This is a genomic window from Streptomyces sp. NPDC001393 (assembly GCF_053597455.1).
The window spans coordinates 18,196-41,312 of record NZ_JBSFIH010000033.1 but is presented as its reverse complement, the minus strand read 5'-3'; the positions used below and the strand labels follow the sequence as shown (position 1 = coordinate 41,312).

The following is a 23,117-nucleotide window of genomic DNA, read 5'->3' as shown; positions in this document are numbered from 1 at the left end:
AGGGGGCGCGGGGAACTGCGCGGGTGACCCACCTCCGGGCCGCAGCCGCGCAGCTCCCCCGACCACCCGGGCTAGGAGGCGAGCACCTGCTCCGGCTCCCCGCTCGCCCGCGGCTCCGGCATGTCCCGGTGCGCCGGATCCCGCACCTCACCCACCAGCAGCTCCAGCACATCCTCCAGGGCCACCAGACCCAGCACCTTGCCGGAGGCGTCCGCGACCTGGGCCAGATGCGTGGCCGCCCGCCGCATGACGGTCAGCGCGTCGTCGAGCGGCAGCTCGGCCCGCAGGGTGGCCATGCGACGCCAGATCTGCTGCGGGACGGCACGGTCCGAGGCCTCCAGGTCCAGGACGTCCTTGACGTGCACGTATCCCATGAAGGGACCCGTGTCCGACGCGGCGATCGGAAAGCGGGAGTACCCCGTGCGGGCCGTCAGCTCGACGATCTCGCCCGGGGTGACCGACGGGGCCACCGTGACCAGGGACTCCCGGCGCAGCAGGACGTCGGTCACCGGACGCGAGCCCAGTTCCAGGGCGTCCTCCAGGCGTTCCCGCTCCTCGGGGTCGAGCAGGCCCGCCTGGCCGGAGTCCTCCAGCAGGCGGTTGAGCTGCTCGCTGGTGACGACCGCCTCGACCTCGTCCTTGGGCTCGACCCGGAAGAGCCGCAGGATGCCGTGGGCGCAGGCGCCGAGGGTCACGGTGATCGGCCTGCACAGGCGGGCGAACCAGACCAGGCCGGGGCTCAGCCACAGCGCCGCCTTCTCGGGGGCCGCCATCGCCAGGTTCTTCGGCACCATCTCGCCGATGACCAGGTGGAAGAAGACCACCGCGGCGAGCGCGATGACATAGCCCAGCGGGTGGACCATGCCGTCGGGGAGGTGGACCGCGGCGAACACCGGCTCCAGCAGATGCGCCACCGTCGGCTCGGCCACCGCGCCCAGCGTCAGCGAGCAGACGGTGATGCCGAACTGGGCCGCGGCCATCATCTGCGGCAGCCGCTGAAGGCCGTGGAGGACCTGACGGGCCCGCGCCGTACCCAGCGGTTCGATCTGGCTGCGGCGCACGGAGACGAGCGCGAACTCGGCGCCGACGAAGAAGCCGTTGGCGAGCACGAGCAGCGCGGCGAAGACCAGTTGGAGGACGCTCATCGGACGGCCTCCATCACGTTCGCCGCCGGGGCCGTCCGGACCAGGCGGACCCGCTCGGCGCGGTAGTGGCCGACCTGGCGGACCGAGAGCCGCCAGCCGGGCAGCTCGGCCCGGTCACCGGGGGCCGGGATGCGGCCGAGCAGGTCGGCGACCAGTCCGGCGACCGTCTCGTACGGCCCCTCGGGCACGTCGAGGCCTATGCGCTGGAGGATGTCGACACGGCAGCTGCCGTCGGCGTCCCAGGCGGGCCGGCCGTCCTCCGGCGGGGCGGGGGCCAGCTCGGGCATGTCCTTGGCGTCGTGCTCGTCGCGGACCTCGCCGACGAGTTCCTCGACGATGTCCTCCAGGGTGACCACGCCCGCCGTGCCGCCGTACTCGTCGACGACGACCGCGATGGGCTGCTCGGAGCGCAGCCGGGCGAGCAGGGGCTGGACCGGCAGGGTCTCCGGGACCAGCAGCGCCTTGCGGGCGATGCGGCGCACCGGGGTGCGCAACCGGTCGTGCACGGGGATCGCGAGGGCGTCCTTCAGATGGGCCATGCCCACGATCTCGTCGATCTTCTCCCGGTAGACGGGGAAGCGGGACAGGCCGGTGGCCCGGGTGAGGTTGACGACGTCCTCGGCGGTGGCCGTGTCCTGGAGGGCGCTGACCTTCACGCGCGGGGTCATGACGTGCTGCGCGGTCAGCTCGCCCAGGGACAGGGTGCGGACGAACAGGTCGGCCGTGTCCTGCTCCAGGGCGCCGGCCTGCGCGGAGTGCCGGGCCAGGGAGACGAGTTCGCCGGGGGTGCGGGCGGAGGCCAGTTCCTCGGCCGGTTCGACACCGAGGGCCCGCACCAGCCGGTTGGCGACGGTGTTGAGCGCGGCGATCACCGGGCGGAACAGGCGGGAGAAGCGGGCTTGCGGGCCTGCCACGAACCGGGCGACCGGCAGCGGCTTGGACACCGCCCAGTTCTTGGGCACGAGCTCGCCGATCACCATCTGGATCGCGGAGGCCAGCAGCATGCCGACGACCACGGCGACGCCCGAGACGGCGCCGTCGGGAATGCCGGTGGCGGCGAACGGGCCGCGCAGCAGCCCGGCCAGGGCCGGCTCGGCGAGCATGCCGACGACCAGGGAGGTGATGGTGATGCCGAGCTGGGTGCCGGAGAGCTGGAAGGACAGCTCCTTGAGCGACTCGGCCACTCTACGGGCCCGTCGGTCGCCCTCGGCGGCCGCCTTCTCGGCGTCGGTCGCCTCGACGGTGACCAGGCCGAACTCGGCCGCCACGAAGAAGCCGTTGGCGAGGATCAGCAGGAAAGCCGCTCCCAGGAGCAGCAGGGAGATGGTCACGCTGCCACCGCCTTCCCGGTATGTCGGGTCGGGGCGGCGCAGGTACTACAGGACGATCCGTCCATCGCTGGAGGGAGTCACTCCTCGGGTAGCAGGAACCCCTGTGCACCGGGCGGTGTCCAGGGGCGGAGGCGCAGCGAAAGGGCCTCCGCCACCAGATTAATCAAGACATGGCCCACTCGGGCAGGGTGGGCGACCCCGAGTCAGCCCCGATCTGCCCCCGAGTCCGCCCTGATCTGCCCCAAGTCAGCCCCCGATCTGCCCCGGGTCAGCGGTCGCCTTCCACCGGATGGGCCGCGGCACGGGCCTCGGCGAGGGCCCGCAGGGCCTGCGCGTCGGCGATGGCGCGCTGCTTGGCGAGGCCCGGCTGGATGCCGAGCGCGGGCAGGCTGGTGCCGTCGCTGAGGTTGAGGAACACCCAGGGATCCCCCGGTCGGAGGTTCACCTGGACGATCTCCGCCCACTCCAGGCGCCGCCTGCTGGCGATGTTGACCACGGTGACACCGGACTCGTCGGCGACGACCTTCACCCGGGCCAGCTGGGCCAGCACCCAGAAGATCAGCGCCCCGGTGACGACGAAGCTGGCCCGCTCCCCCGGGCCGAGCTGCTCCAGCAGCATCGCGACCGCGGAGATGGTCAGGAAGATCGCGACACCGGCGGTGAGCAGGATCACCCGGGTGTGGCCCGGCCGGAAGGTGACGGGAAGGGCGAGAGGGGCAGGAGTGGCGGACATCTCGGTGCGCACCCCTTACAGGCGGCAGGCGTGGATGGCCGTGGTGAGGATGGCGCGGGCGCCGATGGCGTAGAGGTCGTCCATGATCCGCTGCGCCTCCTTGGCGGGGACCATGGCGCGCACCGCGACCCAGCCCTCGTTGTGCAGCGGGGAGACGGTCGGGGACTCCAGGCCGGGGGTGAGCGCGACGGCCTTCTCCAGCTGCTCGACGCGGCAGTCGTAGTCCATCATCACGTACGTCCGCGCGACCAGGACGCCCTGGAGGCGGCGCAGGAACTGCTGGACCTTCGGCTCCTCGCCGTCGGTGCCGGTGCGGCGGATGACGACCGCCTCGGACTTCATGATCGGCTCGCCGAAGACCTCCAGGCCGGCGTTGCGCAGGCTGGTGCCGGTCTCCACGACGTCGGCGATGACCTCGGCGACGCCCAGCTCGATGGCGGTCTCCACGGCGCCGTCGAGGTGGACGACGGAGGCGTCGACGCCGCTGTCCGCGAGGTGCCCGGCGACGATCCCCTCGTAGGAGGTGGCGACCGTCTTGCCCTTGAGGTCCTCGACGCCGTTCGCGGTGCCCGGCTTGGCGGCGAAGCGGAAGGTGGAGCGGGCGAAGCCGAGCGGCAGGATCTCCTCGGCGTCGGCGCCGGAGTCGATCAGCAGGTCGCGGCCGGTGATGCCCACGTCGAGGCGGCCGGAGGCGACGTAGATCGCGATGTCGCGGGGGCGGAGGTAGAAGAACTCGACCTCGTTCACCGGGTCGACGATCCGCAGCTCCTTGGACTCGCGGCGCTGCTGGTAGCCGGCCTCATGCAGCATCTCCGCCGCAGGGCCGGACAGTGAACCCTTGTTGGGGACGGCGATGCGCAGCATGAGGTCGGCTTCCTTTGCGTGAAGGGGTTTTCTACGGCTTGTACGGCAGGCGGGTCACAGGTGGGCGTAGACGTCGTCCAGGGAGATCCCGCGCGCGACCATCATCACCTGGATGTGGTACAGCAGCTGGGAGATCTCCTCGGCGGCCGCCTCCTTGCCCTCGTACTCGGCGGCCATCCAGACCTCGGCGGCCTCTTCGACGACCTTCTTGCCGATGGCATGGACACCCTTGCCGACCAGCTCGGCGGTGCGGGAGGTGGCGGGGTCGCCGTGGGCGGCCTTGTGCTGGAGCTCGGTGAAGAGCTCCTCGAACGTCTTCTTGGACATGATGGTCCCACCCTAGCCGCTGAGGCCGCCGACCTAGTGCCAGGGTTCGGATACTGAGCGGAGCGTGGCGGCCGTCGCCACCGCCGCGGTCACCGCCTCGTGGCCCTTGTCCTCGTTCGAGCCCTCCAGACCGGCCCGGTCCAGGGCCTGTTCCTCGGTGTCACAGGTGAGCACGCCGAAGCCGACGGGCACGCCGGTCTCGATGCTGACCTGGGTGAGGCCCTGGGTGACGCCCTGGCACACGTAGTCGAAGTGGGGGGTGCCGCCGCGGATGACGACACCGAGGGCGACCACGGCGTCGTAACCGCGGCCGGCCAGCACCTTGGCCGCGACCGGGAGTTCGAAGCTGCCCGGGACCCGGATCAGGGTCGGCTCGTCGATCCCCAGGTCGTGCAGGGCGCGCAGGGCGCCGTTCACCAGACCGTCCATCACCTTCTCGTGCCACTGCGCCGCGATGACGGCGACCCTCAGGTCACTCGCGTTGCGTACGGACAGCTCCGGTGCACCCTTGCCGCTCACGTGTCTCCTCAGTGCTTTCTTGCTTACCGGTTGTTGCAGGCCGCCACGGCGGGCGTGTCCAGCCAGGGCAGGTCGTGTCCCATGCGGTCGCGCTTGGTGCGCAGGTAGTGCAGGTTGTGCTCGCCGGCCTGGACGGGCATCGGCTCGCGGCCGGTGACCTTCAGGCCGTGGCGCTCCAGCGCGTCCGTCTTGTCCGGGTTGTTGGTCATCAGCCGGACGCTGCGCACGCCGAGGTCGGCGAGGATCCGGGCGCCGGCGCCGTAGTCGCGGGCGTCGGCGGGCAGGCCGAGTTCGAGGTTGGCGTCCAGGGTGTCGCGGCCGCGCTCCTGCAGCTCGTACGCCCGGAGCTTGGACAGCAGGCCGATGCCGCGCCCCTCGTGGCCGCGCAGATAGACCACGACTCCCCGGCCCTCCTCCTGGATGCGCTGCAGGGCGGTGTCCAGCTGGGGGCCGCAGTCGCAGCGCAGGGAGCCGAAGACGTCTCCGGTGAGGCATTCGGAGTGGACGCGGACCAGGACGTCCTCGCCGTCGCCGACCTCGCCGTGGACGAGGGCGACGTGTTCGACGCCGTCGACGGTGGAACGGTAGCCGTAGGCGGTGAAGGTGCCGTGCCGGGTGGGCAGGCGGGTCTCGGCCTCGCGGCGGACGGTGGGCTCGCTGCTGCGGCGGTAGGCGATCAGGTCCTCGATGGAGATGATCGTCAGGCCGTGCTTGCGGGCGAACGGGATCAGCTCGGGCAGGCGGAGCATACGGCCGTCCTCGCCGGCGATCTCCACGATGGCGCCGGCCGGGCGCAGGCCCGCGAGCCGGGCGAGGTCGACGGCGGCCTCGGTGTGGCCGTTGCGGGCGAGGACGCCGCCGGGCTTGGCGCGCAGCGGGAAGATGTGGCCGGGGCGGACGAAGTCCGTCGACTCGGCCGTGCCGCTCGCCAGGAGCTGAAGCGTCGTCGCGCGGTCGAAGGCCGAGATGCCGGTGCTCACACCGTGAGCGGCCGAGGCGTCCACGGAGATCGTGAACGCGGTCTTCATCGACTCGGTGTTGTCCTGGACCATCTGCGGCAGCCGCAGCCGGTCCAGTTCCTCGCCCTCCATGGGCGCGCAGATCAGTCCCCGGCACTCGCTCATCATGAAGGCGACGATCTCGGGGGTGGCCTTCTCGGCGGCGATGACGAGGTCGCCCTCGTTCTCCCGGTCCTCGTCGTCCACGACGACGACGGGCCGGCCGGCCGCTATGTCGGCGATGGCCTGCTCGACGGGGTCGAGGCCAAAGCTGTCGAGGGCGTCCGTGGCGTACAGGGGCAGTGCCGAGGTCATGCCGGGGCTCCTTCCAGGACGGGCTGCGGGCTCCGGCGGGAGCGCAGCCACCAGTCGCGCATGCCCCACAGGACGAGTGCGCCGTAGATGACGTAGACGAAACCGGAGAAGGCGTAGCCGTTGGCGAAGTTGAGGGGTACGCCGACGAGGTCGACCAGCAGCCAGGCGATCCAGAACTCGACCATGCCCTTGGCCTGGGCGTACATGGCGACGATGGTGCCGACGAAGATGTAGGCGTCGGGCCAGGGGTCCCAGGACAGCGACGGGTAGGCCGTGAAGAGCAGGGCCGCCGCGACCGTGCCGGCGGCGGCCGCGCCGAGCATCGCCGCGCGCTCGCGCCAGGTGGCGAACCGGGGGGCGATGTGCCCGTCGCCACCGTCTTCGGCTCGGCCCTTGTTGCGGTTCCACTGCCACCAGCCGTACAGGGCGACCGCCATGACGACGACCTGCTTGCCGGCGCTGCCGGCCAGGTGACCGTAGAAGGCGATGAACAGGACGAGACCGGAAAGGAACTGCACGGGCCAGGTCATCAGCGAGCGGCGCCAGCCGAGGGCGAGGGTGATCAGGCCGAGGACGTTGCCGGTCATGTCCGACCAGATGATGCGCTGGCCGAAGAGGGTGAACGCCTCGGAGTTCAGCCAGTTCACTTGCCGGCTCCCTGGGTACGGTCGCCGAGGAGCCGCTCGACGTACTTGGCGACGACGTCGACCTCCAGGTTGACCGGGTCGCCGGGCTGCTTCACGCCGAGCGTGGTCAGGGCGAGGGTGGTCGGGATGAGGCTGACGGTGAAGTGGTCGGGGCCGGCGTCCACGACGGTGAGGCTGATGCCGTCGACGGTGATGGAGCCCTTCTCGACGACGTAGCGGGAGAGGTCGGCCGGGAGGGAGATCTTCACGATCTCCCAGTTCTCGGAGGGCGTGCGCGCCAGCACCTCGCCGGTGCCGTCGACATGGCCCTGCACGATGTGCCCGCCGAGACGCGCGCCCACGGCCATGGGGCGTTCGAGGTTGACGCGGGAGCCGACGGTGAGGGCACCGAGGCTGGAACGCTTCAGGGTCTCCGCCATCACGTCGGCGGTGAACTCGTCGCCCTCGTGCTCCACGACGGTGAGACAGACCCCGTTCACGGCGATGGAGTCGCCGTGCTGGGCGCCCTCGGTCACGACGGGGCCGCGGAGCCGGAAGCGGGAGGCGTCGCCGAGGTTCTCGACGGCGGTGACCTCACCCAGCTCTTCGACGATTCCGGTGAACACTTCCCGGGTCCTCCTGCCTCTTCGGGCACGGACTCCGGGGCCTGTCGATGACGACAGAATGTACGGGTGAGCACGCCGGGGCGACGCCGAAAGAGGCTCGTCCGCGCACGGACAAGCCCAGATACGGCGACGCGCACAGATAGATGTGCCCGCCCGCCGCGCACTGCCTCCCATCCGGACTTTAACCGTCGGTCCAGGAATTTCACCTGGTCAACCGGCCGCTGGAAGCGACCGGGTCGCGGACTGTAACCGCCGGTTCGGACTTTCACCGACCCCGGAGTGCGCTGCTTCTGGTACAGGGCCAGTGTGCCACGCCGCGCGGCACTCCAGGTAGGCGGAGGGTGTGGGCTCCCTCACAGTGCGTGCCGTCGGCCTTGCGCGGCGCGGTCGATCCGCACAACTACCGGAGACAAAGGGCGGATTGGCCATTGATCCGGACCGTTGACCATCCTGGTCTAGTCCTTTTATGGTGCGGGCGGGTCCGGTGGCGGTGACGACGGCCCTTGCCCGCCGCCGGGCCGTCAGGACGCCGCCGGCGTCTGGCAGTCTGAGGCGCATGAGGCCAGCGCCGCCCGCCGACGAGTTCGAGTCCCACCGGCCCCGACTGTTCGGCCTGGCCTACCGCCTGCTGGGCTCCGCCCACGAGGCGGAGGACGCGGTGCAGGACGCGTATCTGCGGTTCAGCGGCGCCGACCGGGCGGCGATCGAACACCCGGGGGCATGGCTCGCCAAGGCCGTCACCAACCTCTGTCTGACCCGGCTGACCTCGGCCCGGGCGCGGCGCGAGGAGTACCCCGGGACCTGGCTGCCCGAGCCGGTGGTCACCTCCGACGGAACGCTCGGCCCGCTGGAGTCGGCGGAGCGCCGCGAGCAGGTCTCCATGGCCCTGCTGGTCCTGCTGGAGCGGCTGACACCGACCGAGCGGGCGGTGTACGTGCTGCGCGAGGCGTTCGGTTACGCCCACCGGGAGATCGCGGACGTCCTGGACCTCGGCGAGGCCAACTGCCGTCAGCTGTACCGGCGGGCGGTGGCCCAGGTCGGCGCGCCGGAGGGGCGCTTCGAGCCGGCGCCGGAGCGGCGGGAGGGGCTGCTCATGTCCTTCCTGGCGGCGGCCCGCGAAGGTGACCTGGCCGGCCTGGAGAAGATGCTCGCGGCGGACGTCACCTACTGGAGCGACGGCGGCGGCAAGGTGTCCGCGGTCCGGCGGCCGGTCGAGGGACGCGACAAGGTCGTGCGCTTCCTGGTGGGCGGGGCCGAGCGGTTCACGGGCGGCCTGGACTTCACGCTGGTGGAGGTCAACGGCGCGAGCGCGCTGGTCGCGTGGGCGGGCGACGTGCTCGCCGGGGTGGCGTCCTTCGAGCTGCGGGACGGGCTCATCACCCATGTGCGAACCATGATGAACCCGGACAAGCTTGCCTACATGCAACGGCAGCTGACGCGGTCGTAGCCGAGCCGTCCGGGGGGCTTGTCACATTCCACGGGGGCTGCGTGGTCTCGGCTGACGAAGGTGTTCCGACCGGGGCACCCGGAGTCCGAAGGGACAGCAACAGCATGACCACGATCCTGGTGACCGGCGGGACCGGCACGCTCGGCCGGTATGTGACTCAGCGGCTGCGGACGGAGGGGCACGAGGTGCGGGTGCTCAGCCGGCACACGCAGCCGTACGCCGTCGATCTGCGCGTGGGCGGGAGTGCTCTCGACGCCGCGCTCGCCGGCGTGGACACGGTGGTGCACTGCGCGACCACGCAGCGGGGCGGGGACGAGACCTCCGCCGATCACCTGATCGCGGCGGCCCGGTGGGCCGGTGTGGGCCATCTGGTCTACATCTCCATCGTCGGCATCGACCGGGTACCGCTCGCGTACTACAGGACCAAGCTGGCCGTGGAGCGGCGGATCGAGGAGTCGGGGCTCGGCTGGACCGTCCTGCGCACGACCCAGTTCCACGACCTGCTGGTCACGATCCTCGGCGGGCTGGCCAAGCCGCCCGTCATGCTGGTCCCGGCCGGGGTCCCGGACCAGCCGCTGGAGGTGACGGAAGTCGCGGACCGCCTGGCCGAGCTGGCGCTCGCCGCGCCGGCCGGGCGGGTGGCGGACATGGGCGGTCCCGAAGTGCGTTCGCTGGACTCGCTGGCCCGCGCGTACCTCCACGCGACCGGGCGGCGCCGGGCGGTGGCACAGGTGCCCCTGTTCGGCCGGGCCTACCGCGCCTGCCGCGAGGGTGGCCTGCTGACGCCGGAACAGGCGGTGGGGAAGACGACGTTCGAGGAGTATCTGGGGCGCCGCTTCGGCGGCTGAGGGAGCGGGCGGCCGCCCTGACTCCGGACCATGAGCGGATCAAGGCGCTTCCGGCTGCTCGTCCATGTGCTGGGGCCAACGTCGTGCGGGCGCCGGGCGGAGGAGTGGCGGCCGGTGGTTCGCCGCGGTCCGGTGTGCCGTCAGGTGCGGTCCCGCGGTGCGAACAGGTCGTCCTGGGCGCGGTCGCGGGCGGTCAGGAGGGCACCGCGCAGGACCGCCGCGCCGCCCAGGGTGCTCGCCCGTACCTCCGTGAGCAGGGGTGACATACGGCGCAGCCGCTCCTCCACCAGCTCGGCGAGCACCGCGCCGCCCGCCTGCCCGGCCTCTCCGCCGAGCACCACACAGCCGGGGTCGAGCACGGCCACCACGGACGCGGCGCCGATGGCGATCCGGTCGGCGAGGGCGTGGAGAAAGCGCTCGGCGGAGCGTGGGGCGCCCGGACCGACTGAGCCGGCGGGCTGTTCGGCACCCGGACGAGCCGCACCGCAGTCGCCGCCCTCCCCCGCCGCCTCCGCCACGGCCTCCCGGATCACCACCGCCGTGCCCGGTCCGTCCAGCGTGGCCGGTACCGGCAGGCCGTGCTCCGCCGCCAGAGCGCCGATCGCCGCCGCGCACGCCAGGGAGTGGAAGCCTCCGTCGCAGTCCCGCGCCGAGGGCAGCGAGGCGGTGCCCGGAACCGGCAGGAAGCCGATCTCGCCCGTGCCGCCCGAGGCGCCGCGGCGCAGGGTGCCGTCGAGAACGACCGCCGCGCCGACACCATGGCCCAGCCAGAGCAGGACGAAGGTGTCCCGGTCACGGGCGGCGCCCTCGCGCTGTTCGGCCAGGGCCGCGAGGTTGGTCTCGTTCTCCACGGTGACGCGGGACCCCGGCAGCCGTTCCTGCAACGCGGCGACCAGGCTGCGGTGCCACTCGGGCAGGCCCCCGGAGTCACGCAGGTCGCCGGTGGCCGGGTCGATGAGGCCCGGTGCGCCGATGCCGACGGTGTGCAGCCGGTCCGCCCCGGCCTCCTTCGCGGTCCGTTCCACCGCGGCCACCGCCTGCTCCACGGCGGGACCGGTCCCGGTGTCGCCGCCGATCGGCACGGACGCCTCGGCCAGCACCCCTCCGACCAGGTCGGAGACCAGCACGAAGACACCGCCCGTGCGGACGTCGAGCGCGGCGAGGTGGGCCCGGTCGGCGACGATGCCGTAGAGCCGGGCGTTGGGGCCCCGGCGCTGCTCGCCCGACTCGCCGACCACCGTGATCAGGCCGGCGGCGGTGAGCCGGTCCACGAGGTCGGCGACCGTGGGCCGGGACAGACCCGTCAGCTGCTTCAACTGCCCGGCGGTGAGCGGGCCTTCCTGCTGCAGCAGGCGCAGGGCCAGGCGGTCGTTGATGGCCCGGGCGGTGCTGGGTGATGCGGGCATGACGGGCATCCTTCCAGATCGGCGCGCCGGTGAACGCCGTCGGCGGCCGTAAAACCGTCTATCTATCAGGCAGGGTCCCTGATAGTTTACGGCGCATGCCGCAGCGGTGACCCTGGGGAGGGACGGACATGAGTGACGTGGGATACGCCCGGACGGAAGTGAGGCGCGCCCGGTACGCCGTGGCGGCCGTGTTCGCCGTGCACGGCGCCGTGACCGGCTCCTTCGCCACCCGGGTGCCCTGGATCCAGGACCACGCGTCGCTCGGCGCGGGCCAGTTGGGGTTCGCGCTGGCCTTCACGGCGTTCGGTGCCTCGTGCGCGATGCCACTGGCGGGCCGGGTCACCCACCGCTTCGGCAGCCGTACGGCCCTGCGCGGTCTGCTCGCGCTGTGGACGCTCTGCCTGGTCCTGCCGTCCCTCGCGCCGAACCTGTACACCCTGTGCCTGGCGATGTTCGCCTACGGCGCGAGCGCGGGCATGGCCGACGTGGCGATGAACGCGCTCGGTGTCGAGATCGAGCGGCTGCTGGACAAGTCGATCATGTCGGGCCTGCACGGCATGTGGAGTGCGGGCGCGCTGATCGGATCGGCGGCCGGCACGCTCGCGGCGCACCTCGGCTCCGACGCCCGGCTGCACTTCTCGCTCGCCTCGGCCGTGCTGACCGTGCTCGGACTGGTGGCCTGCACCTGGGTGCTGGATCTGCAGCCGGCCGACGACGAGGAGCCGCCGCCGCGGTTCGCGCTGCCGCCGCGCTCGGCGCTGCTGATCGGCACGGTCGGCTTCTGCGCGGTGTTCGCGGAGGGCGCGAGCCTGGACTGGTCGGCGGTGTTCCTGCGGGACCGGCTGGACAGCTCGGCCGGGGTGGCCGCGGCCTGCACGACCGGCTTCATGCTGACGATGGCGCTGGCCCGGATCGCCGGGGACGCGGTGGTGAACCGGTACGGCGCGGTGCGTACCGTCCGGGCCGGCGGCGTCCTGGCCGTGCTCGGGGGGCTGCTGATCGTGTTCGCCGGGCATCCGGCCGTGGCGATGGGCGGGTTCGCGCTGATGGGGCTCGGCATCGCGGTGGTCGTGCCGCTGTGCTTCGCGGCGGCCGGGCACGCCGGGCCCAACCCCAGCCAGGCCATCGCCGGGGTGGCGACGATCACCTACACCTCCGGCCTGATCGCGCCGAGTCTGATCGGCGGGGTGGCCCAGGCGACCAGCCTGGTGGTGTCGTTCTGTGCGGTGACGGCGCTGGCCTGCGGGCTCGCGGTGTTCGCAGGAGTGCTGCGCAGCGCCGAGCGGGGCGTCGGCCGGGCCGAGGTCAGCCGGCCGGCCGCAGCAGTTCCCGACCCACGGCCCTGAAGGCGTCGGTCCACGGCGTCGGCCGCAGGGTCGACGCGTCCAGCCGGACCAGCACCCGGGTGCCCTGGGCATAGGTCTGCACCCCGTCGGCCGAGCAGAAGCGGAAGCCGTAGGTCAGACCGGTGGTGCCGAGCCGGTCGAGCCAGAGATGGACGCCATAGACGCCGGGGCTGGTCACCGGCGCCTCGTAGCTGATGCGCAGTTCGCGGACCGCGTTGCAGGCGTCGCCGGCCGCGTGCCAGTCGCCGTCGAAGCGGACGCCGTGCTCGCTCCACAGCTCGGTCCAGGCGCGCTCGACCAGCAGCGGGTAGCGCGCATTGTGGAGGAGCCCGAGCGCGTCGAGGTCGTCGAAGTGCACGGTGACGGGGATCAGCCGGCCGTGGGAGACGGCGGGCGCGATCGGGGCTTCGGCGGTCAAGGGGACGGGCTCCTGAAACTTCGCTGCTCTTGGGACGGTTCCATACTAAGCGACCGCTCAGAAGCCCTGTTCCGGGCCGCGCTCAGCCCGCGATGGAGTCCAACGGAGTCCAGTAGGGCGGCGAGCTGCATGTCGTAGAAGGTGCCGTGGTTGTTGCCGGCCGCGCCCTCCTGCTTGCCGAAGTCGCTGTTCTTCTGCCAGTCCAGGAAGCCGGCATTCGAACCTTCTCGGCGTCCTGCCGGTCCGTGCCGCGCGTCCGTTCCCCCGTTCCGGCGACGTCTCCGGCCGGTCGGCACGCCCCTCGGCCCGGGGCTGGGACCCTTCCCTCATGGCGCAGCTGGAACACGTCACCACTCCCGTCGACGCGGTCGTCTGCCGCATGCGGGCCCTGGGCGCGGCGCTGCCCGAGCGGGACGGTGTCGCCGTGTTCAACCGCGTCTACCTCACCGTCACCGAGGAGATCGACCGGCGCCTGGGCGGCGGGGAGTTCCCGGACCCGCGGGGCGCGATCGCGCTGGACGTGCGGTTCGCCGAGCGCTATCTGGCGGCGGTCGACGCGGTGGCCGCGGACCGCCGTCCGCCCGCCTGCTGGCGTCCGCTGTTCCAGCTCCGCCGCCATCCGGGGGTACGGCCACTGCAGTTCGCGCTGGCGGGCATCAACGCGCACATCGGGCACGACCTGGCCCTCGCCGTGGTGGACGCCTGTCGTACGCTCGGCTGCGAACCGCCGGACCTGGAGGACGAGTTCGACCGCGTGGGCGAGCTCCTCGTCTCCCTGGAGGAGCGGGTCCGCGAGGATCTGATGCCGGGCCCCGATCTGCTCCAGCTCGCCGACCCGCTCACGCATCTGCTGGGCTCCTGGAGCCTGGAGCGGGCCCGCGACGCGGCCTGGGTGGCGGCACGGGCCCTGTGGGCGCTGCGCCACTGCGCCGGCATGGCCGAGGAGTTCGCCGAACGGCTGGACGCGGCGGTGGGGTTCGCGGGGCGGATGCTGCTGACACCGCTCGGCGGCTGAACCTGGCCGGATTCCGCCCCTGCGCGAGCCGCCTTCGGAACACCCCGTGATCGCCGTACGTTCCCCCGGCAGGCATCCGACGGCAGAGGAGCAGCGGTATGGCGACCCGGCTCGGCCTGAGTCTTCCCCAGATGCGGCAGTACTCGATCGGCGCGGACGTGCCCGCGGTGGCACGCGCCGCCGAACGGATCGGCTACGACAGCCTGTGGGTCTTCGAACGGGCCCTGTTCCCCGAGCCCGCCACCCAGGGTCTGTACGGCATCGAGGGCCTGCCCTGGCCGGACCAGTACCGGAACGTGGCGGATCCGCTGGTCACCCTCACCCTCGCCGCGGCGGCCACCGAGCGGGCGGAGCTGGGCTCCAGCGTGCTGGTGGCGCCGCTGCACGTGCCGTTCCAGCTCGCCAAGGCCCTGGCCTCGCTGGACGCGGCGAGCGGGGGCCGGGTGATCGCGGGCTTCGGCACCGGCTGGTCCCTGGACGAGTACGCGGCCTCCTCCGTCCGGCCCTTCGAGGAGCGCGGCAGGGTGCTGGACGAGATCATCGAGGTGTGCCGGGCGGTGTGGGGTCCGGATCCGGTCGTCTACGAAGGCCAGGTGACCAGGATCGCCTCCGCCGTGGTCGGGCCCAAGCCCGCCCGGCCGATCCCGGTGATGCTGGCGGCGAGCAACGAGCGGGCCTTCCGCAGGCTCGTGGACCATGCCGACGGCTGGCTGCCCGCGGGGTTCAGCGCGGAGGGAGTCGGCGCACAGTGGCGGCGGTTGCGGGAGCTGGCCGAGGAGCGGGGCCGTACGAAGCCCATCCGGACCGTGCTGCGGGTGAACACCAGCCGCCAGGCGAAGCCGTACGACGGGGCGGACCGCCGACCCTTCCAGGGCGATGTCGACCAGATCGTGGCGGACCTCGTGGAGTACGCCGGCATCGGTCTGGACGAGATCCTCATCGACCTCCAGGGCACCGCGCGGGACGCGCAGGAGCTGACGGACGTCGCGGCGGAGGTGTTGGAAAAGGCGCGGGCGGCCGGAGTCTGAGTCCGGCCGCCCGCGCCTTGGTCCTTGCTCGTTGTTCTGGTCAGTCCTCGGGCAGCTCCACAGGGGCGATCTCGTCGTACACGTCACCCGGGCCGGGGTTGGCCGGGTCGGTCTCGCCGCCGAAGTGGTGCATGACGCCCCAGACCGCGTTCAGCGCGGTCTGGATCGCGCCCTCGGCCCAGCCGGCCGTCCAGGAGATGTCGTCGCCGGCCAGGAAGATGCCCCGCTTGTCCTCGGGCAGCCGGTCCTGCATGAAGTGGGTGAACAGGCGCCGCTGGTAGCGGTAGTGGCCCGGCAGGTTGGCCTTGAACGCGCCCATGAAGTAGGGCTCGTTCTCCCAGGAGACCGTCACCGGGTTGCCGATGATGTGCTTCCGGATGTCGACCTTCGGGTAGATCTCGCCGAGCGACTTCAGCATGACCTCCATCCGCTCGTTCGCGGACAGCGGCAGCCACTTCAGGCTGTCGTCGCACCAGGTGTAGGACAGGCAGATCACGGCCGGCTTGTCCGGGCCGTCGTCCAGCAGGTAGGTGCCGCGGGTCATGCGGTCGGTGAGCGTCATCGACATGACGTCCCGGCCCGTCTCCTCGTCCTTGTCCAGCCAGAACGGCCGGTCGACCGGCACGAAGAGCTTCGAGGACTCCATGTAGTGGGTGCGCTCGATCGCGGTCCAGTGGTCGATCGGGAAGAGCGAGTCGTCACAGTCGATCTTGGACAGCAGCATCCAGGACTGGGCGGTGAAGATCGCCGCCTTGTAGGTGCGGATGTCGCCGTTCGCGTCCGTCACGGTGATCCGGTTGCCCGCGGTGCGGTGCAGCCGGGTCACGGCCGGGCGCGGCTCGCCGTCCACGTGCAGGGACTTCAGCGAGGTGCCGTACGGCCAGTGGACGATCTTCTCGGGCTCGCGCTCCCACAGGCGCAGCGGCAGCTGCTGGGAGCCGCCGACGATGCCGCGGTGGTGGTCGTCGGCCTCGGTGTAGACGACACGGAGGATCTCCAGGATGGAGTTCGGGAAGTCGGTGTCCCAGCCGCCGGTGCCGAAGCCGACCTGGCCGAAGATCTCGCGGTGCCGGAAGGACTTGAAGGCCTCGGAGTCGCAGAGGAAGCCGTAGAAGGTCTGGTTGTCGAGCTTCTCGACCAGCCTGGCCCAGATCTCGCGGATGCGCTTCACGTCCCGCTCGCGCATGGCGCGGTTCATGTCGGAGAAGTCGGCGCCCTCGTCGAGGCACTTGTTCCAGGCCTCGGCGACGTCCCGGTAGACCTGGGGCAGGTCGTCGATGGTCTCGGCGTAGTGCGACTCGCCCTTGAGGTCCACGACGGTGGACGGGGTCGCCTCGGCGAGCGGGTTCGGGAAGGGCTTGGTCTGAAGGCCCACCATGTCGATGTAGTGCTGGAGGGCGGTGGAGGACGGCGGGAAGCGCATCGCGCCCAGCTCGCAGCCCAGCGACTCGTCGCAGCCCTCGAAGCCGACGGTGCGCAGCCGGCCGCCGATCTGGTCGGCCTCGTACACGACGGGCTTGAGGCCCATCTTCATCAGCTCGTACGCGGCCACGATGCCGGACAGACCGCCGCCGATGACCGCGACCTCGGTGCCGTGCTCGCTCGCGGGTATCTGGCCGAGGCCCGCGGGGTGGGCGAGGAAGTCGTCGTAGGCGTAGGGGAAGTCCGGGCCGAACATGGTGATCGGCGGCTGCTGCTCGTCGGTGTGCTCGACGGCGTTGGGCACCATGGACGTCATGGGGTACGGACTCCTTGCGCGAAAGAACTCGGGGGGAAGTTCAGGAAGTTCAGGGGAAAGCTCAGGGATTCTGGGTCAGGGACCCGTACAGACCGGGGCGGCGGTCCTCCAGGTACGGGTTGGCCTCGCGGGAGGCGGCCAGAAAGGCGGGGTCGGCGTCGGCGCACACCAACTCCTCGCCGCGGCCCGCCCGGGCGCGGGCGACCCCGTCGGGACCGGCGAGGACGGACAGCCCGACGAACTCGAACTCGCCTTCCTGGCCGACCCGGTTGACGTAGGCGACGTAGATCTGGTTCTCCCAGGCGCGCACCGGCACCAGGGACTCGGCGACGAACTGGAAGGGGTGCATCTGCGCGGTCGGGACGACGAGGAGGTCGGTGCCGGCCAGGGCGTGGACGCGCACGTTCTCCGGGAACTCGACGTCGTAGCAGATCATCAGGCCGACGGTGATGCCGTTCAGCTCGGCCTGGACGACGGGCTGCTCGCCCGGCGTGAAGTGGTCGCGTTCGAAGCAGCCGAAGAGGTGGGTCTTGCGGTAGTTCGCGAGCCGGGTGCCCTCGGCGGAGATCAGCTGGGCGGAGTTGTACACGGCCTGGCCGTCGCGCTCCGGGTAGCCGTAGGCGATCGCCAGGCCGTGCCGGTGGGCCAGCTCGGCGATCGCGTCCGCGCTGTCGCCGTCGGCTGGCTCGGCGAGGCGGGCGATGTCGTCGCCGATCGCGTACCCGGTCAGGAACATCTCCGGTGCGGCGAGCAGCGCGGCGCCCGCGGCGGCGGCACGGCCCGCGGCCTCGTCGAGGACCTTGAGGTTCTCGGCGATCGAGCCGGGGTGGCCGGAGCTCTGGAGCAGGGCGGTGCGCATGCGGGTCCTCACCGGAAAGTGGCTTTTGGGGTGACCCCCGACGTTTTTCGGGGCCACGAAGAAGGTACGGTCGGCGCGCTCGGCCCGACAAGAAGGAGCCGTTGCGCGCCCGTGCACGGTTCGTTGCGTGGAGTGCGGGCCGGGCGGCGATTCGTTGCGCGCCCACGGGTCCGGTTCCCCGTCCTCCCCCAGGGCGCAGGTCCCGGCCGGGGTTCCCCGCCGGACGGGGGAGGTGGGGTTCCGGCCGTGGAGCGATGTGCGGGCCGGCGGCCGCCGGAAGAGTGGAGATCGTTCAGTTCACGCGCTTGACCTGCGGAAAGGACCGCCATGGTTCCCCTTCGGCGGTACGGGTGACGTGCTGCCCCATAAACACGCTCATCGACACGCTCTCGTACAGGGCTGTGACAAACGGCTAGATCTCCCGCAGCCGTTCCATGATCTCCCGCAGCAGCCCCGGGTCGGCGGCCGGGCCGCCGGCCGGGGGGCGGCGGGGCTCGTCGATACGGATCAGGCCCGCCTCGGCCAGGTCACCGAGCAGGACCCGCAGGACGGTCAGGGGCAGGTCGGCGTCCGCGGCCAGTTCCACCACGGGACGCGGGCCGCGCCGGATCAGGTCGAGCAGGGCGGCACGGGCATGGTCGACACCGGGTCCCGGCGCATCGGCTTCCAGCGCGGTGACCCGGGACATCAGGTCGATGGCGTGCGCGCCCGCGGGCCGGGTGCGCCCACGGGTCACCGTGTAGGGGCGCACCATCGACCCGGTCTCGTCCTCGTACCAGTGCTCGTCGCTCACCGCGGGATCATCAGGGGGTGCGGGCGGCCGCGTCCAGGTGGTGGCCCAGGCGGCGGACGAGCAGGGCCATTTCGTGGGCGAGCTGGCCCACGTCGGTGCCGGCCTCGCTGAGGACGGCGAGCCGGCTGCCGTGCCCGGCCGGGGTGATGAAGAGGTAACCGTCGTCGAGCATCACCATGGTCTGCCGTACCTCGCCCGCGGCGAACCGCTCCCCCGCCGAGCGGGCCAGGCTGTGGAAGCCGGAGCAGACGGCGGCCAGGTGCTCGATGTCCCGTCGGCGCATCCCGTCCGAGCTGCTGAGCGGGAGACCGTCGGCGGTCAGCAGCACGGCCTGCCGGACGTGCTCGGTGCGCGCCACGAGGTCGTCCAGCAGCCAGTCGAGCGCTCCGCCGGACTCGGCGGGCCGTGCGGGCTGCTCTTCGTCACCGGGCATCGTCGGTGTCCGTCCCTTCGTGGGCGTGGGTGGGCACGGTGTCGTTGATCGCGTCGTCCGGGTGGTCGGGGGCGGGTGTGGGTGCGGGTCCATGGTCAGGCGCGCGTTCGGGTGCGTGGCCGGGTACGGGTGGGCGTTCGGGCGCGGGTGCGTGGGGGCTGGTCGCGCCGTTCCCCGCGCCCCTGGGGGACTGCCGTTCCGTCGGCTGTGCCGCAGCGGTGCCGCGAGTCGCCGGCAGGCCCCTGCGGCCGCGGTCGAGGCCGCGCTGGAAGGCGCCGAAGACCGCCCGCATCTCATCGGCGTCGATCTCGCGCTCGGGTGCGGCGTCGTGCTGCGGCGGTTCGTCCCGCAGCTCCCGGACCAGGGAGGCCTGCCGGGTCCGGGTGGGCAGGGCGGGCGGGGACACCGGCGCCTCGGATACGGCCTCGGGGGCGGGGGCGGCCGGGGACGACGACCGGTCACCCACCGGCAACTCGGGCTCGGCCCCGGGGGCTGGCGCGGGCCGGGACGGCAGGGGGCCCGGCGTCGGCGGGGCGGGCTCCGGCGGTGGTGCGGAACCGGTCCCCGGACCGGGAGCAGCCACAGTCGTCGGGCCGTCCGGCGGCAGCTCGCGTACCGCCCCCGGATCAGGGACGGTTCGAGACGACGGCCCCTCCTCCGGCCCCGGCTCGGACACGGGCCCCGTACCCGGCGCGGGCACGGAGGCGAGCCGGTTCCGCGTGGGCAAGTCACCCGCGGGCGTGCTCAACGGCTCGCCCGGCGGGGGCACAGCCGCCCGCTTCCTGGACGGCAACTCCCGTACCGCTGCGCCCGGTTCGCGCGGCTCCACCTCGGCCAGCACCCCCTCCGGCAGCAGGACCACCGCTGTCGTGCCGCCGTACGGCGAGTCGCGGAGGCTCACCTCGATGCCGTGGCGGGCTGCGAGGCGGCCGACGACGTAGAGGCCGAGCCGGTCGTGGCGGGTCGGGTCGAAGGCGTCGGGGTCGGTGAGGGTGGCGTGGGCCCGGTCACGGGCTTCGCTGTCGAGGCCGAGCCCCCGGTCGTCGATCTCGAGCACGAACCCACTGCCGACCCGCCCGGTGCGCAGGGTGACCTGGGTGTGCGGCGGCGAGAACACCGTGGCGTTCTCGAGGAGTTCGGCGATCAGGTGCACCACGTCGGCGACCGCGTCCGCCGCGACGCCGAGCTCCGGCATCGGCGGCACCGCGACGCGCGCGTAGTCCTCGATCTCACCAACGGCCGAGGCGACGACGTCCGCGATCGGCACGGGCCGGCGCCAGCGGCGTCCGGGCGCGGCGCCGGAGAGGATGATCAGGCTCTCCGCGTGCCGGCGCATGCGCGTGGTCAGGTGGTCGATGCGGAACAGCTCACGCAGCACGTCGGGATCGTCGGTGCGCCGTTCCAGTGTGTCGACGAGCTTCAACTGACGGTGCACCAGCGCCTGGTTGCGGCGTGCGATGTTGAGCAGCACCGCGAACAGGCCGCGGCGCAGCGTCGCCTGCTTGACGGCGGCCTCGACGGCGGCGAGCCGCGCGGTGTTGAAGGACCGGCCGACCTGCCCGATCTCGTCGTCGCGCACCTCGTCGGCGGCCACCGGTGGTGCCTCCGCCGCCGCGTCCACGTCCTCACCGGCACTCAACCGGCGCATGACATCGGGAAGCTGATGCTGCGTCAGTACGTCGGCCGCGTCCCGCAGGGTCTCCAGGCGCCGCGAGATGCGCCGGGCGCCGCGCACCGCGAACCACAGCGAAAGACCGGCGGCGGCGAGCCCGACCACACCGACGACGGCCGCCTTGGTCAGCTCCCGGTAGGCGAAGGCCCGCCCGCGTGCCGCGGAGTTCTCGGCGGACCGCGTGCACAGCTCCATGTACCGCTTGACGGCCCGGTCGGTGGTGGACCGCCAGGTGTCCGCCGCGACCGCCTTCCCGGCCCCCGCGGCCCCGGCCCGCAGCAGCGCGTCCTCGCCGCGCACCAGCGAGCCGTACAGGTCCCCGCGCTGGAAGTCCCCGAACAGCGCACGCGAGTCGGCGGGCAGGTCCGGCACGTACGTGCGCTGGAACACCCGCCGGTCCTCGATGGTGGCGGTCAGCGTGTCGTACTGCCGACCGCTCAGCGTGCCGGCCGCCCGCGCCCCGGCGACCAGCGCGTCCTCCCGCGAGACGAACTCCCGTACCCGTACCAGCTCGATGACGACCTGTGCCTCGCGGGCGAGCTGTCCGGCCTGGAGGGCGGTGAGCGTGGACTGCACGTCGAAGCCGGGCTCGACCAGCGCGCTGTACGCGTCCACCGCCCGGTCCCAGGTGATGTGCCGGGACAGCACCAGCGAGCGCAGCCCGTCCAGTTTCCCGGTGGCCGCGTCCATGGCGTCCAGCGCCTGCCGCTGCCGGGCCGTGAGCCGGCTGCGGTCGCCGCCCCGGATCGCCTGCCGCATGGCGTCCACGGCCCGGTCGGTGCGGCGCTGCTGTTCGAGCAGCGATGCGGCCGTGGCCGTGTCGAGGCGGGCGCCCAGGTAGGCGGCGGACATCCGGCGCTCGATCTGGATCTGCCCGACCGCGGTGTCCACGGGGGTGCCGAAGTCCTCGTACACCCCCTGGAGCCGGATCAGCGCGCGCGTCTCGCCGGTGACGGACCACATGGCGAAGCTCCACAGCCCCATCAGCGCGACGGCCGGGGCGAGCGCGAGCGCCACGATCCGCGCACGGACGGTGGTGGGACGGCCGAGGGGCCAGCGCATGGGGTACCTGCCGGGTTACCAGTCAGTAGAGAGCGCGGCACAACCTACGGGATGATCACCAGTGCCGCAATGGTGACCTACGGTAACCCGGGGTCACGTCCTGGTCAGGGCGAAGGTGGTGACGACCGCCGCGTGGTCGGAGGGCCAGTCGTTGTCCGCGACGTCGGGCCAGGGCCGCGGGCTGCCGGTGACGAGGGTGCGCGCGTCCCGCACGGTCAGGCCGCGGTGCAGGACGTAGTCGATCCGGTCCTGCGGCTCGGGCCGTCCGCTGCCGTCCTCGTGCACCGGGTGGATCGGCGACCAGGTGTGTCCGGGCTCGGCCACGGGGTCCGGGTGGGCCTCCCGGTAGGAGTCGGCGAAGCCCGCGTCCTCGGCGGCCCTGGTCACCGGCCACGCCACGTCCGGCCAGTCCAGGTGGGAGGGGCAGTTGAAGTCGCCGACGAGAACGACCGGGATGCCTTCGGCGGACGTCTCGGCGATGCGGTCCAGGGCGTCCCGCATCTGGGTCAGCCGCAGCTCCTCGTGGGCGATCAGCTCCGGTGCCGGCAACCCGTCGAAGACGGACTCGTAGGGGCCGTACGGCGTGTAGTGCAGGTGCGCGGTCCAGATGTCGACCTCGCGGCCCGGCGCCACGGCGATCCGGACGCCCGCGGCGCCGTAGAAGCCGACGTCGGGGTCGCCGAAGCGGGCGGTGATGGGGTGACGGCTGATGACGCCGAGGTTCTCGCCGGCCCGGTGGTGGTGCCAGCCCAGCGCCTCGGCGAGCTCCTGGGCGGCGGTGCCGCCCGTCTCCTGGAGCCCGACGACGTCGGCACCGCTCTCCAGGATGACCTTGAGCTGCTTGGCCCGGTGGTCGTCGACCTCGCTGCCGCCCAGCCACAGGTTCCAGCTCATCACCCGCAGTTCGGGCGCGACCATCCGCCCCAGTTCCTCGACCGTCACCCCGGTGAGGCTATCCCGTACGGTCCGGCCGGGCGCCGCGCCGATGGGGGCGAGGGACGGTACGGCGAGGACGGCGCAGCCGGCGGCCTCCGCGGAGGCGACGCCGGTCCCGGTGTCCTCGACGGCCACACAGGCGGCGGGGTCGACGCCGAGGGCCCGGCAGGCCGCCAGGTAGGGGTCGGGGTCCGGCTTGGTGCGGGCGGTGTCGTCGGCGGTGACGGAGGCCGCGAACCGGTCGGCGCCGAGGGCGTCGAGCACGACGTCGGCGACCGCGCGCGGGGACGCCGTGACCAGGGCGGCGGGGACGCCGGCGGCGGCCAGCGCGTCCAGCAGGTCCAGGGCGCCGGGCCGGGGCACGATCCCGGTGCGGACGCGCGCGGCGAACTCGCGGTGCAGCTCGGCCGCGAGGCCGGCGGCCGGCCTGCCGTCGGCCGCACCGAGCCAGGCGGCGGTGTGCTCGACCGGGCGGCCGAGCACATCGGGCTGGTCGGCCTCGGTCAGCGGGCGCCCGGCGATCTGCTCGACCGCCTCCCACCACAGCCGCTCGGTGTCGACGAGCGTGCCGTCCATGTCGAACAGAACGGCCTGCAGCGGGAGTTGATGGATGTGGGGGGTCACGTTCGGGA

The 23,117-nt window shown here is 72.5% G+C and carries 22 protein-coding genes, 1 pseudogene and 1 riboswitch; of the genes and pseudogenes, 5 read left to right on the top strand and 18 right to left on the bottom strand.

Translation table 11 applies throughout. From position 1 onward, the window contains the following. Positions 1-71: 71 nt before the first annotated feature. The 9 genes from ACWC2T_RS29615 to ACWC2T_RS29575 all read right to left on the bottom strand — a co-directional run bounded on the left by ACWC2T_RS29615 (position 72) and on the right by ACWC2T_RS29575 (position 7,484). The gene (locus ACWC2T_RS29615) at positions 72-1,145 is read right to left on the bottom strand and encodes a hemolysin family protein (RefSeq protein WP_450673409.1); all 1,074 of its coding nucleotides are present in this window, start codon (positions 1,143-1,145) and stop codon (positions 72-74) included. After that, positions 1,142-2,476, bottom strand: coding sequence for a hemolysin family protein (locus ACWC2T_RS29610; RefSeq protein ID WP_450673408.1), 1,335 nt, complete (start codon positions 2,474-2,476; stop codon positions 1,142-1,144). The genes ACWC2T_RS29615 and ACWC2T_RS29610 overlap by 4 nt, the downstream gene beginning before the upstream one ends. Before the next feature lie 268 nt (positions 2,477-2,744). Next, positions 2,745-3,209, bottom strand: coding sequence for a PH domain-containing protein (locus ACWC2T_RS29605; RefSeq protein ID WP_450673407.1), 465 nt, complete (start codon positions 3,207-3,209; stop codon positions 2,745-2,747). A 15-nt stretch (positions 3,210-3,224) separates the two neighbouring features. Further along, positions 3,225-4,073 (bottom strand): ATP phosphoribosyltransferase, encoded by an 849-nt coding sequence (gene hisG, locus ACWC2T_RS29600; protein WP_450673406.1) that lies wholly within the window; start codon positions 4,071-4,073, stop codon positions 3,225-3,227. A 54-nt stretch (positions 4,074-4,127) separates the two neighbouring features. Next, positions 4,128-4,400, bottom strand: a complete 273-nt coding sequence (locus ACWC2T_RS29595; protein ID WP_450673405.1) for a phosphoribosyl-ATP diphosphatase — start codon at positions 4,398-4,400, stop codon at positions 4,128-4,130. A gap of 33 nt (positions 4,401-4,433) precedes the next feature. After that, positions 4,434-4,919, bottom strand: coding sequence for a 6,7-dimethyl-8-ribityllumazine synthase (gene ribH / locus ACWC2T_RS29590; RefSeq protein WP_351028309.1), 486 nt, complete (start codon positions 4,917-4,919; stop codon positions 4,434-4,436). Between the two features lie 23 nt (positions 4,920-4,942). Then, positions 4,943-6,232, bottom strand: coding sequence for a bifunctional 3,4-dihydroxy-2-butanone-4-phosphate synthase/GTP cyclohydrolase II (locus ACWC2T_RS29585; protein ID WP_450673404.1), 1,290 nt, complete (start codon positions 6,230-6,232; stop codon positions 4,943-4,945). Further along, positions 6,229-6,879: a nicotinamide riboside transporter PnuC gene (gene pnuC, locus ACWC2T_RS29580; RefSeq protein WP_450673403.1), complete on the bottom strand. Its 651-nt coding sequence runs from the start codon at positions 6,877-6,879 to the stop codon at positions 6,229-6,231. Before pnuC ends, ACWC2T_RS29585 begins: the two co-directional genes overlap by 4 nt. Further along, positions 6,876-7,484, bottom strand: a complete 609-nt coding sequence (locus tag ACWC2T_RS29575) for a riboflavin synthase (RefSeq protein ID WP_450673402.1) — start codon at positions 7,482-7,484, stop codon at positions 6,876-6,878. The genes pnuC and ACWC2T_RS29575 overlap by 4 nt, the downstream gene beginning before the upstream one ends. Positions 7,485-7,640: 156 nt before the next feature. Then, positions 7,641-7,771: riboswitch (FMN riboswitch) on the bottom strand. A gap of 269 nt (positions 7,772-8,040) precedes the next feature. On the opposite strand from ACWC2T_RS29575, the gene ACWC2T_RS29570 reads away from it, so the two are divergent. Then, positions 8,041-8,931: an RNA polymerase sigma-70 factor gene (locus ACWC2T_RS29570; RefSeq protein WP_450673401.1), complete on the top strand. Its 891-nt coding sequence runs from the start codon at positions 8,041-8,043 to the stop codon at positions 8,929-8,931. 104 nt (positions 8,932-9,035) lie between these two features. Further along, positions 9,036-9,779, top strand: a complete 744-nt coding sequence (locus ACWC2T_RS29565) for an SDR family oxidoreductase (protein ID WP_450673400.1) — start codon at positions 9,036-9,038, stop codon at positions 9,777-9,779. Between the two features lie 140 nt (positions 9,780-9,919). Here ACWC2T_RS29565 and ACWC2T_RS29560 read toward each other — a convergent pair whose 3' ends face one another. Then, a complete protein-coding gene (locus tag ACWC2T_RS29560; RefSeq protein WP_450673399.1) occupies positions 9,920-11,185 on the bottom strand; it encodes an ROK family transcriptional regulator in 1,266 nt (421 codons plus the stop codon). 128 nt (positions 11,186-11,313) lie between these two features. Here ACWC2T_RS29560 and ACWC2T_RS29555 point away from each other — a divergent pair, with 128 nt between their 5' ends. Then, positions 11,314-12,531 carry an MFS transporter gene (locus tag ACWC2T_RS29555; RefSeq protein WP_450673398.1) on the top strand — a complete coding sequence of 406 codons (1,218 nt, stop codon included), beginning with the start codon at positions 11,314-11,316 and terminating at the stop codon, positions 12,529-12,531. Here ACWC2T_RS29555 and ACWC2T_RS29550 read toward each other — a convergent pair. Further along, positions 12,491-12,949 (bottom strand): acyl-CoA thioesterase, encoded by a 459-nt coding sequence (locus ACWC2T_RS29550; RefSeq protein WP_450673397.1) that lies wholly within the window; start codon positions 12,947-12,949, stop codon positions 12,491-12,493. The genes ACWC2T_RS29555 and ACWC2T_RS29550 overlap by 41 nt on opposite strands. A 106-nt stretch (positions 12,950-13,055) precedes the next feature. Then, positions 13,056-13,167 (bottom strand): annotated as a pseudogene (locus ACWC2T_RS29545) (alginate lyase family protein); the annotation flags it as partial. Between the two features lie 110 nt (positions 13,168-13,277). Between ACWC2T_RS29545 and ACWC2T_RS29540 the strand changes: the two are divergent. Both ACWC2T_RS29540 and ACWC2T_RS29535 read left to right on the top strand, forming a co-directional pair. After that, positions 13,278-13,964: a DUF5995 family protein gene (locus ACWC2T_RS29540; protein ID WP_450673396.1), complete on the top strand. Its 687-nt coding sequence runs from the start codon at positions 13,278-13,280 to the stop codon at positions 13,962-13,964. A gap of 98 nt (positions 13,965-14,062) precedes the next feature. After that, complete coding sequence (locus ACWC2T_RS29535) at positions 14,063-14,992, top strand: LLM class F420-dependent oxidoreductase (protein WP_450673395.1); 930 nt, start codon at positions 14,063-14,065, stop codon at positions 14,990-14,992. A gap of 40 nt (positions 14,993-15,032) precedes the next feature. On the opposite strand, the gene ACWC2T_RS29530 is transcribed toward ACWC2T_RS29535, so the two are convergent. From ACWC2T_RS29530 to ACWC2T_RS29505, 6 genes are all read right to left on the bottom strand, one after another. Further along, positions 15,033-16,730, bottom strand: a complete 1,698-nt coding sequence (locus ACWC2T_RS29530) for a flavin monoamine oxidase family protein (protein ID WP_450673394.1) — start codon at positions 16,728-16,730, stop codon at positions 15,033-15,035. A 61-nt stretch (positions 16,731-16,791) separates the two neighbouring features. After that, entirely contained in the window at positions 16,792-17,589 is a 798-nt protein-coding gene (locus ACWC2T_RS29525; RefSeq protein ID WP_450673393.1) for a carbon-nitrogen hydrolase family protein, read from the bottom strand. Between the two features lie 412 nt (positions 17,590-18,001). Continuing rightward, entirely contained in the window at positions 18,002-18,382 is a 381-nt protein-coding gene (locus ACWC2T_RS29520) for a DUF742 domain-containing protein (RefSeq protein ID WP_450673392.1), read from the bottom strand. Between the two features lie 10 nt (positions 18,383-18,392). Beyond that, positions 18,393-18,815: a roadblock/LC7 domain-containing protein gene (locus ACWC2T_RS29515; RefSeq protein WP_450673391.1), complete on the bottom strand. Its 423-nt coding sequence runs from the start codon at positions 18,813-18,815 to the stop codon at positions 18,393-18,395. Continuing rightward, the gene (locus tag ACWC2T_RS29510; protein WP_450673390.1) at positions 18,805-21,549 is read right to left on the bottom strand and encodes a nitrate- and nitrite sensing domain-containing protein; all 2,745 of its coding nucleotides are present in this window, start codon (positions 21,547-21,549) and stop codon (positions 18,805-18,807) included. Before ACWC2T_RS29510 ends, ACWC2T_RS29515 begins: the two co-directional genes overlap by 11 nt. A gap of 93 nt (positions 21,550-21,642) precedes the next feature. Then, positions 21,643-23,109: an HAD-IA family hydrolase gene (locus tag ACWC2T_RS29505; RefSeq protein ID WP_450673389.1), complete on the bottom strand. Its 1,467-nt coding sequence runs from the start codon at positions 23,107-23,109 to the stop codon at positions 21,643-21,645. Between the last annotated feature and the right edge of the window lie 8 nt (positions 23,110-23,117).

Coding starts and splice junctions, on each gene's coding strand:
- ACWC2T_RS29615 (WP_450673409.1), bottom strand. CDS start 1,145: ATGAGCGTCCTCCAACTGGTCTTCGCCGCGCTGCTCGTGCTCGCCAAC.
- ACWC2T_RS29605 (WP_450673407.1), bottom strand. CDS start 3,209: ATGTCCGCCACTCCTGCCCCTCTCGCCCTTCCCGTCACCTTCCGGCCG.
- hisG (WP_450673406.1), bottom strand. CDS start 4,073: ATGCTGCGCATCGCCGTCCCCAACAAGGGTTCACTGTCCGGCCCTGCG.
- ACWC2T_RS29595 (WP_450673405.1), bottom strand. CDS start 4,400: ATGTCCAAGAAGACGTTCGAGGAGCTCTTCACCGAGCTCCAGCACAAG.
- ACWC2T_RS29585 (WP_450673404.1), bottom strand. CDS start 6,232: ATGACCTCGGCACTGCCCCTGTACGCCACGGACGCCCTCGACAGCTTT.
- ACWC2T_RS29570 (WP_450673401.1), top strand. CDS start 8,041: ATGAGGCCAGCGCCGCCCGCCGACGAGTTCGAGTCCCACCGGCCCCGA.
- ACWC2T_RS29565 (WP_450673400.1), top strand. CDS start 9,036: ATGACCACGATCCTGGTGACCGGCGGGACCGGCACGCTCGGCCGGTAT.
- ACWC2T_RS29560 (WP_450673399.1), bottom strand. CDS start 11,185: ATGCCCGCATCACCCAGCACCGCCCGGGCCATCAACGACCGCCTGGCC.
- ACWC2T_RS29555 (WP_450673398.1), top strand. CDS start 11,314: ATGAGTGACGTGGGATACGCCCGGACGGAAGTGAGGCGCGCCCGGTAC.
- ACWC2T_RS29540 (WP_450673396.1), top strand. CDS start 13,278: ATGGCGCAGCTGGAACACGTCACCACTCCCGTCGACGCGGTCGTCTGC.
- ACWC2T_RS29535 (WP_450673395.1), top strand. CDS start 14,063: ATGGCGACCCGGCTCGGCCTGAGTCTTCCCCAGATGCGGCAGTACTCG.
- ACWC2T_RS29530 (WP_450673394.1), bottom strand. CDS start 16,730: ATGACGTCCATGGTGCCCAACGCCGTCGAGCACACCGACGAGCAGCAG.
- ACWC2T_RS29525 (WP_450673393.1), bottom strand. CDS start 17,589: ATGCGCACCGCCCTGCTCCAGAGCTCCGGCCACCCCGGCTCGATCGCC.
- ACWC2T_RS29515 (WP_450673391.1), bottom strand. CDS start 18,815: ATGCCCGGTGACGAAGAGCAGCCCGCACGGCCCGCCGAGTCCGGCGGA.
- ACWC2T_RS29510 (WP_450673390.1), bottom strand. CDS start 21,549: ATGCGCTGGCCCCTCGGCCGTCCCACCACCGTCCGTGCGCGGATCGTG.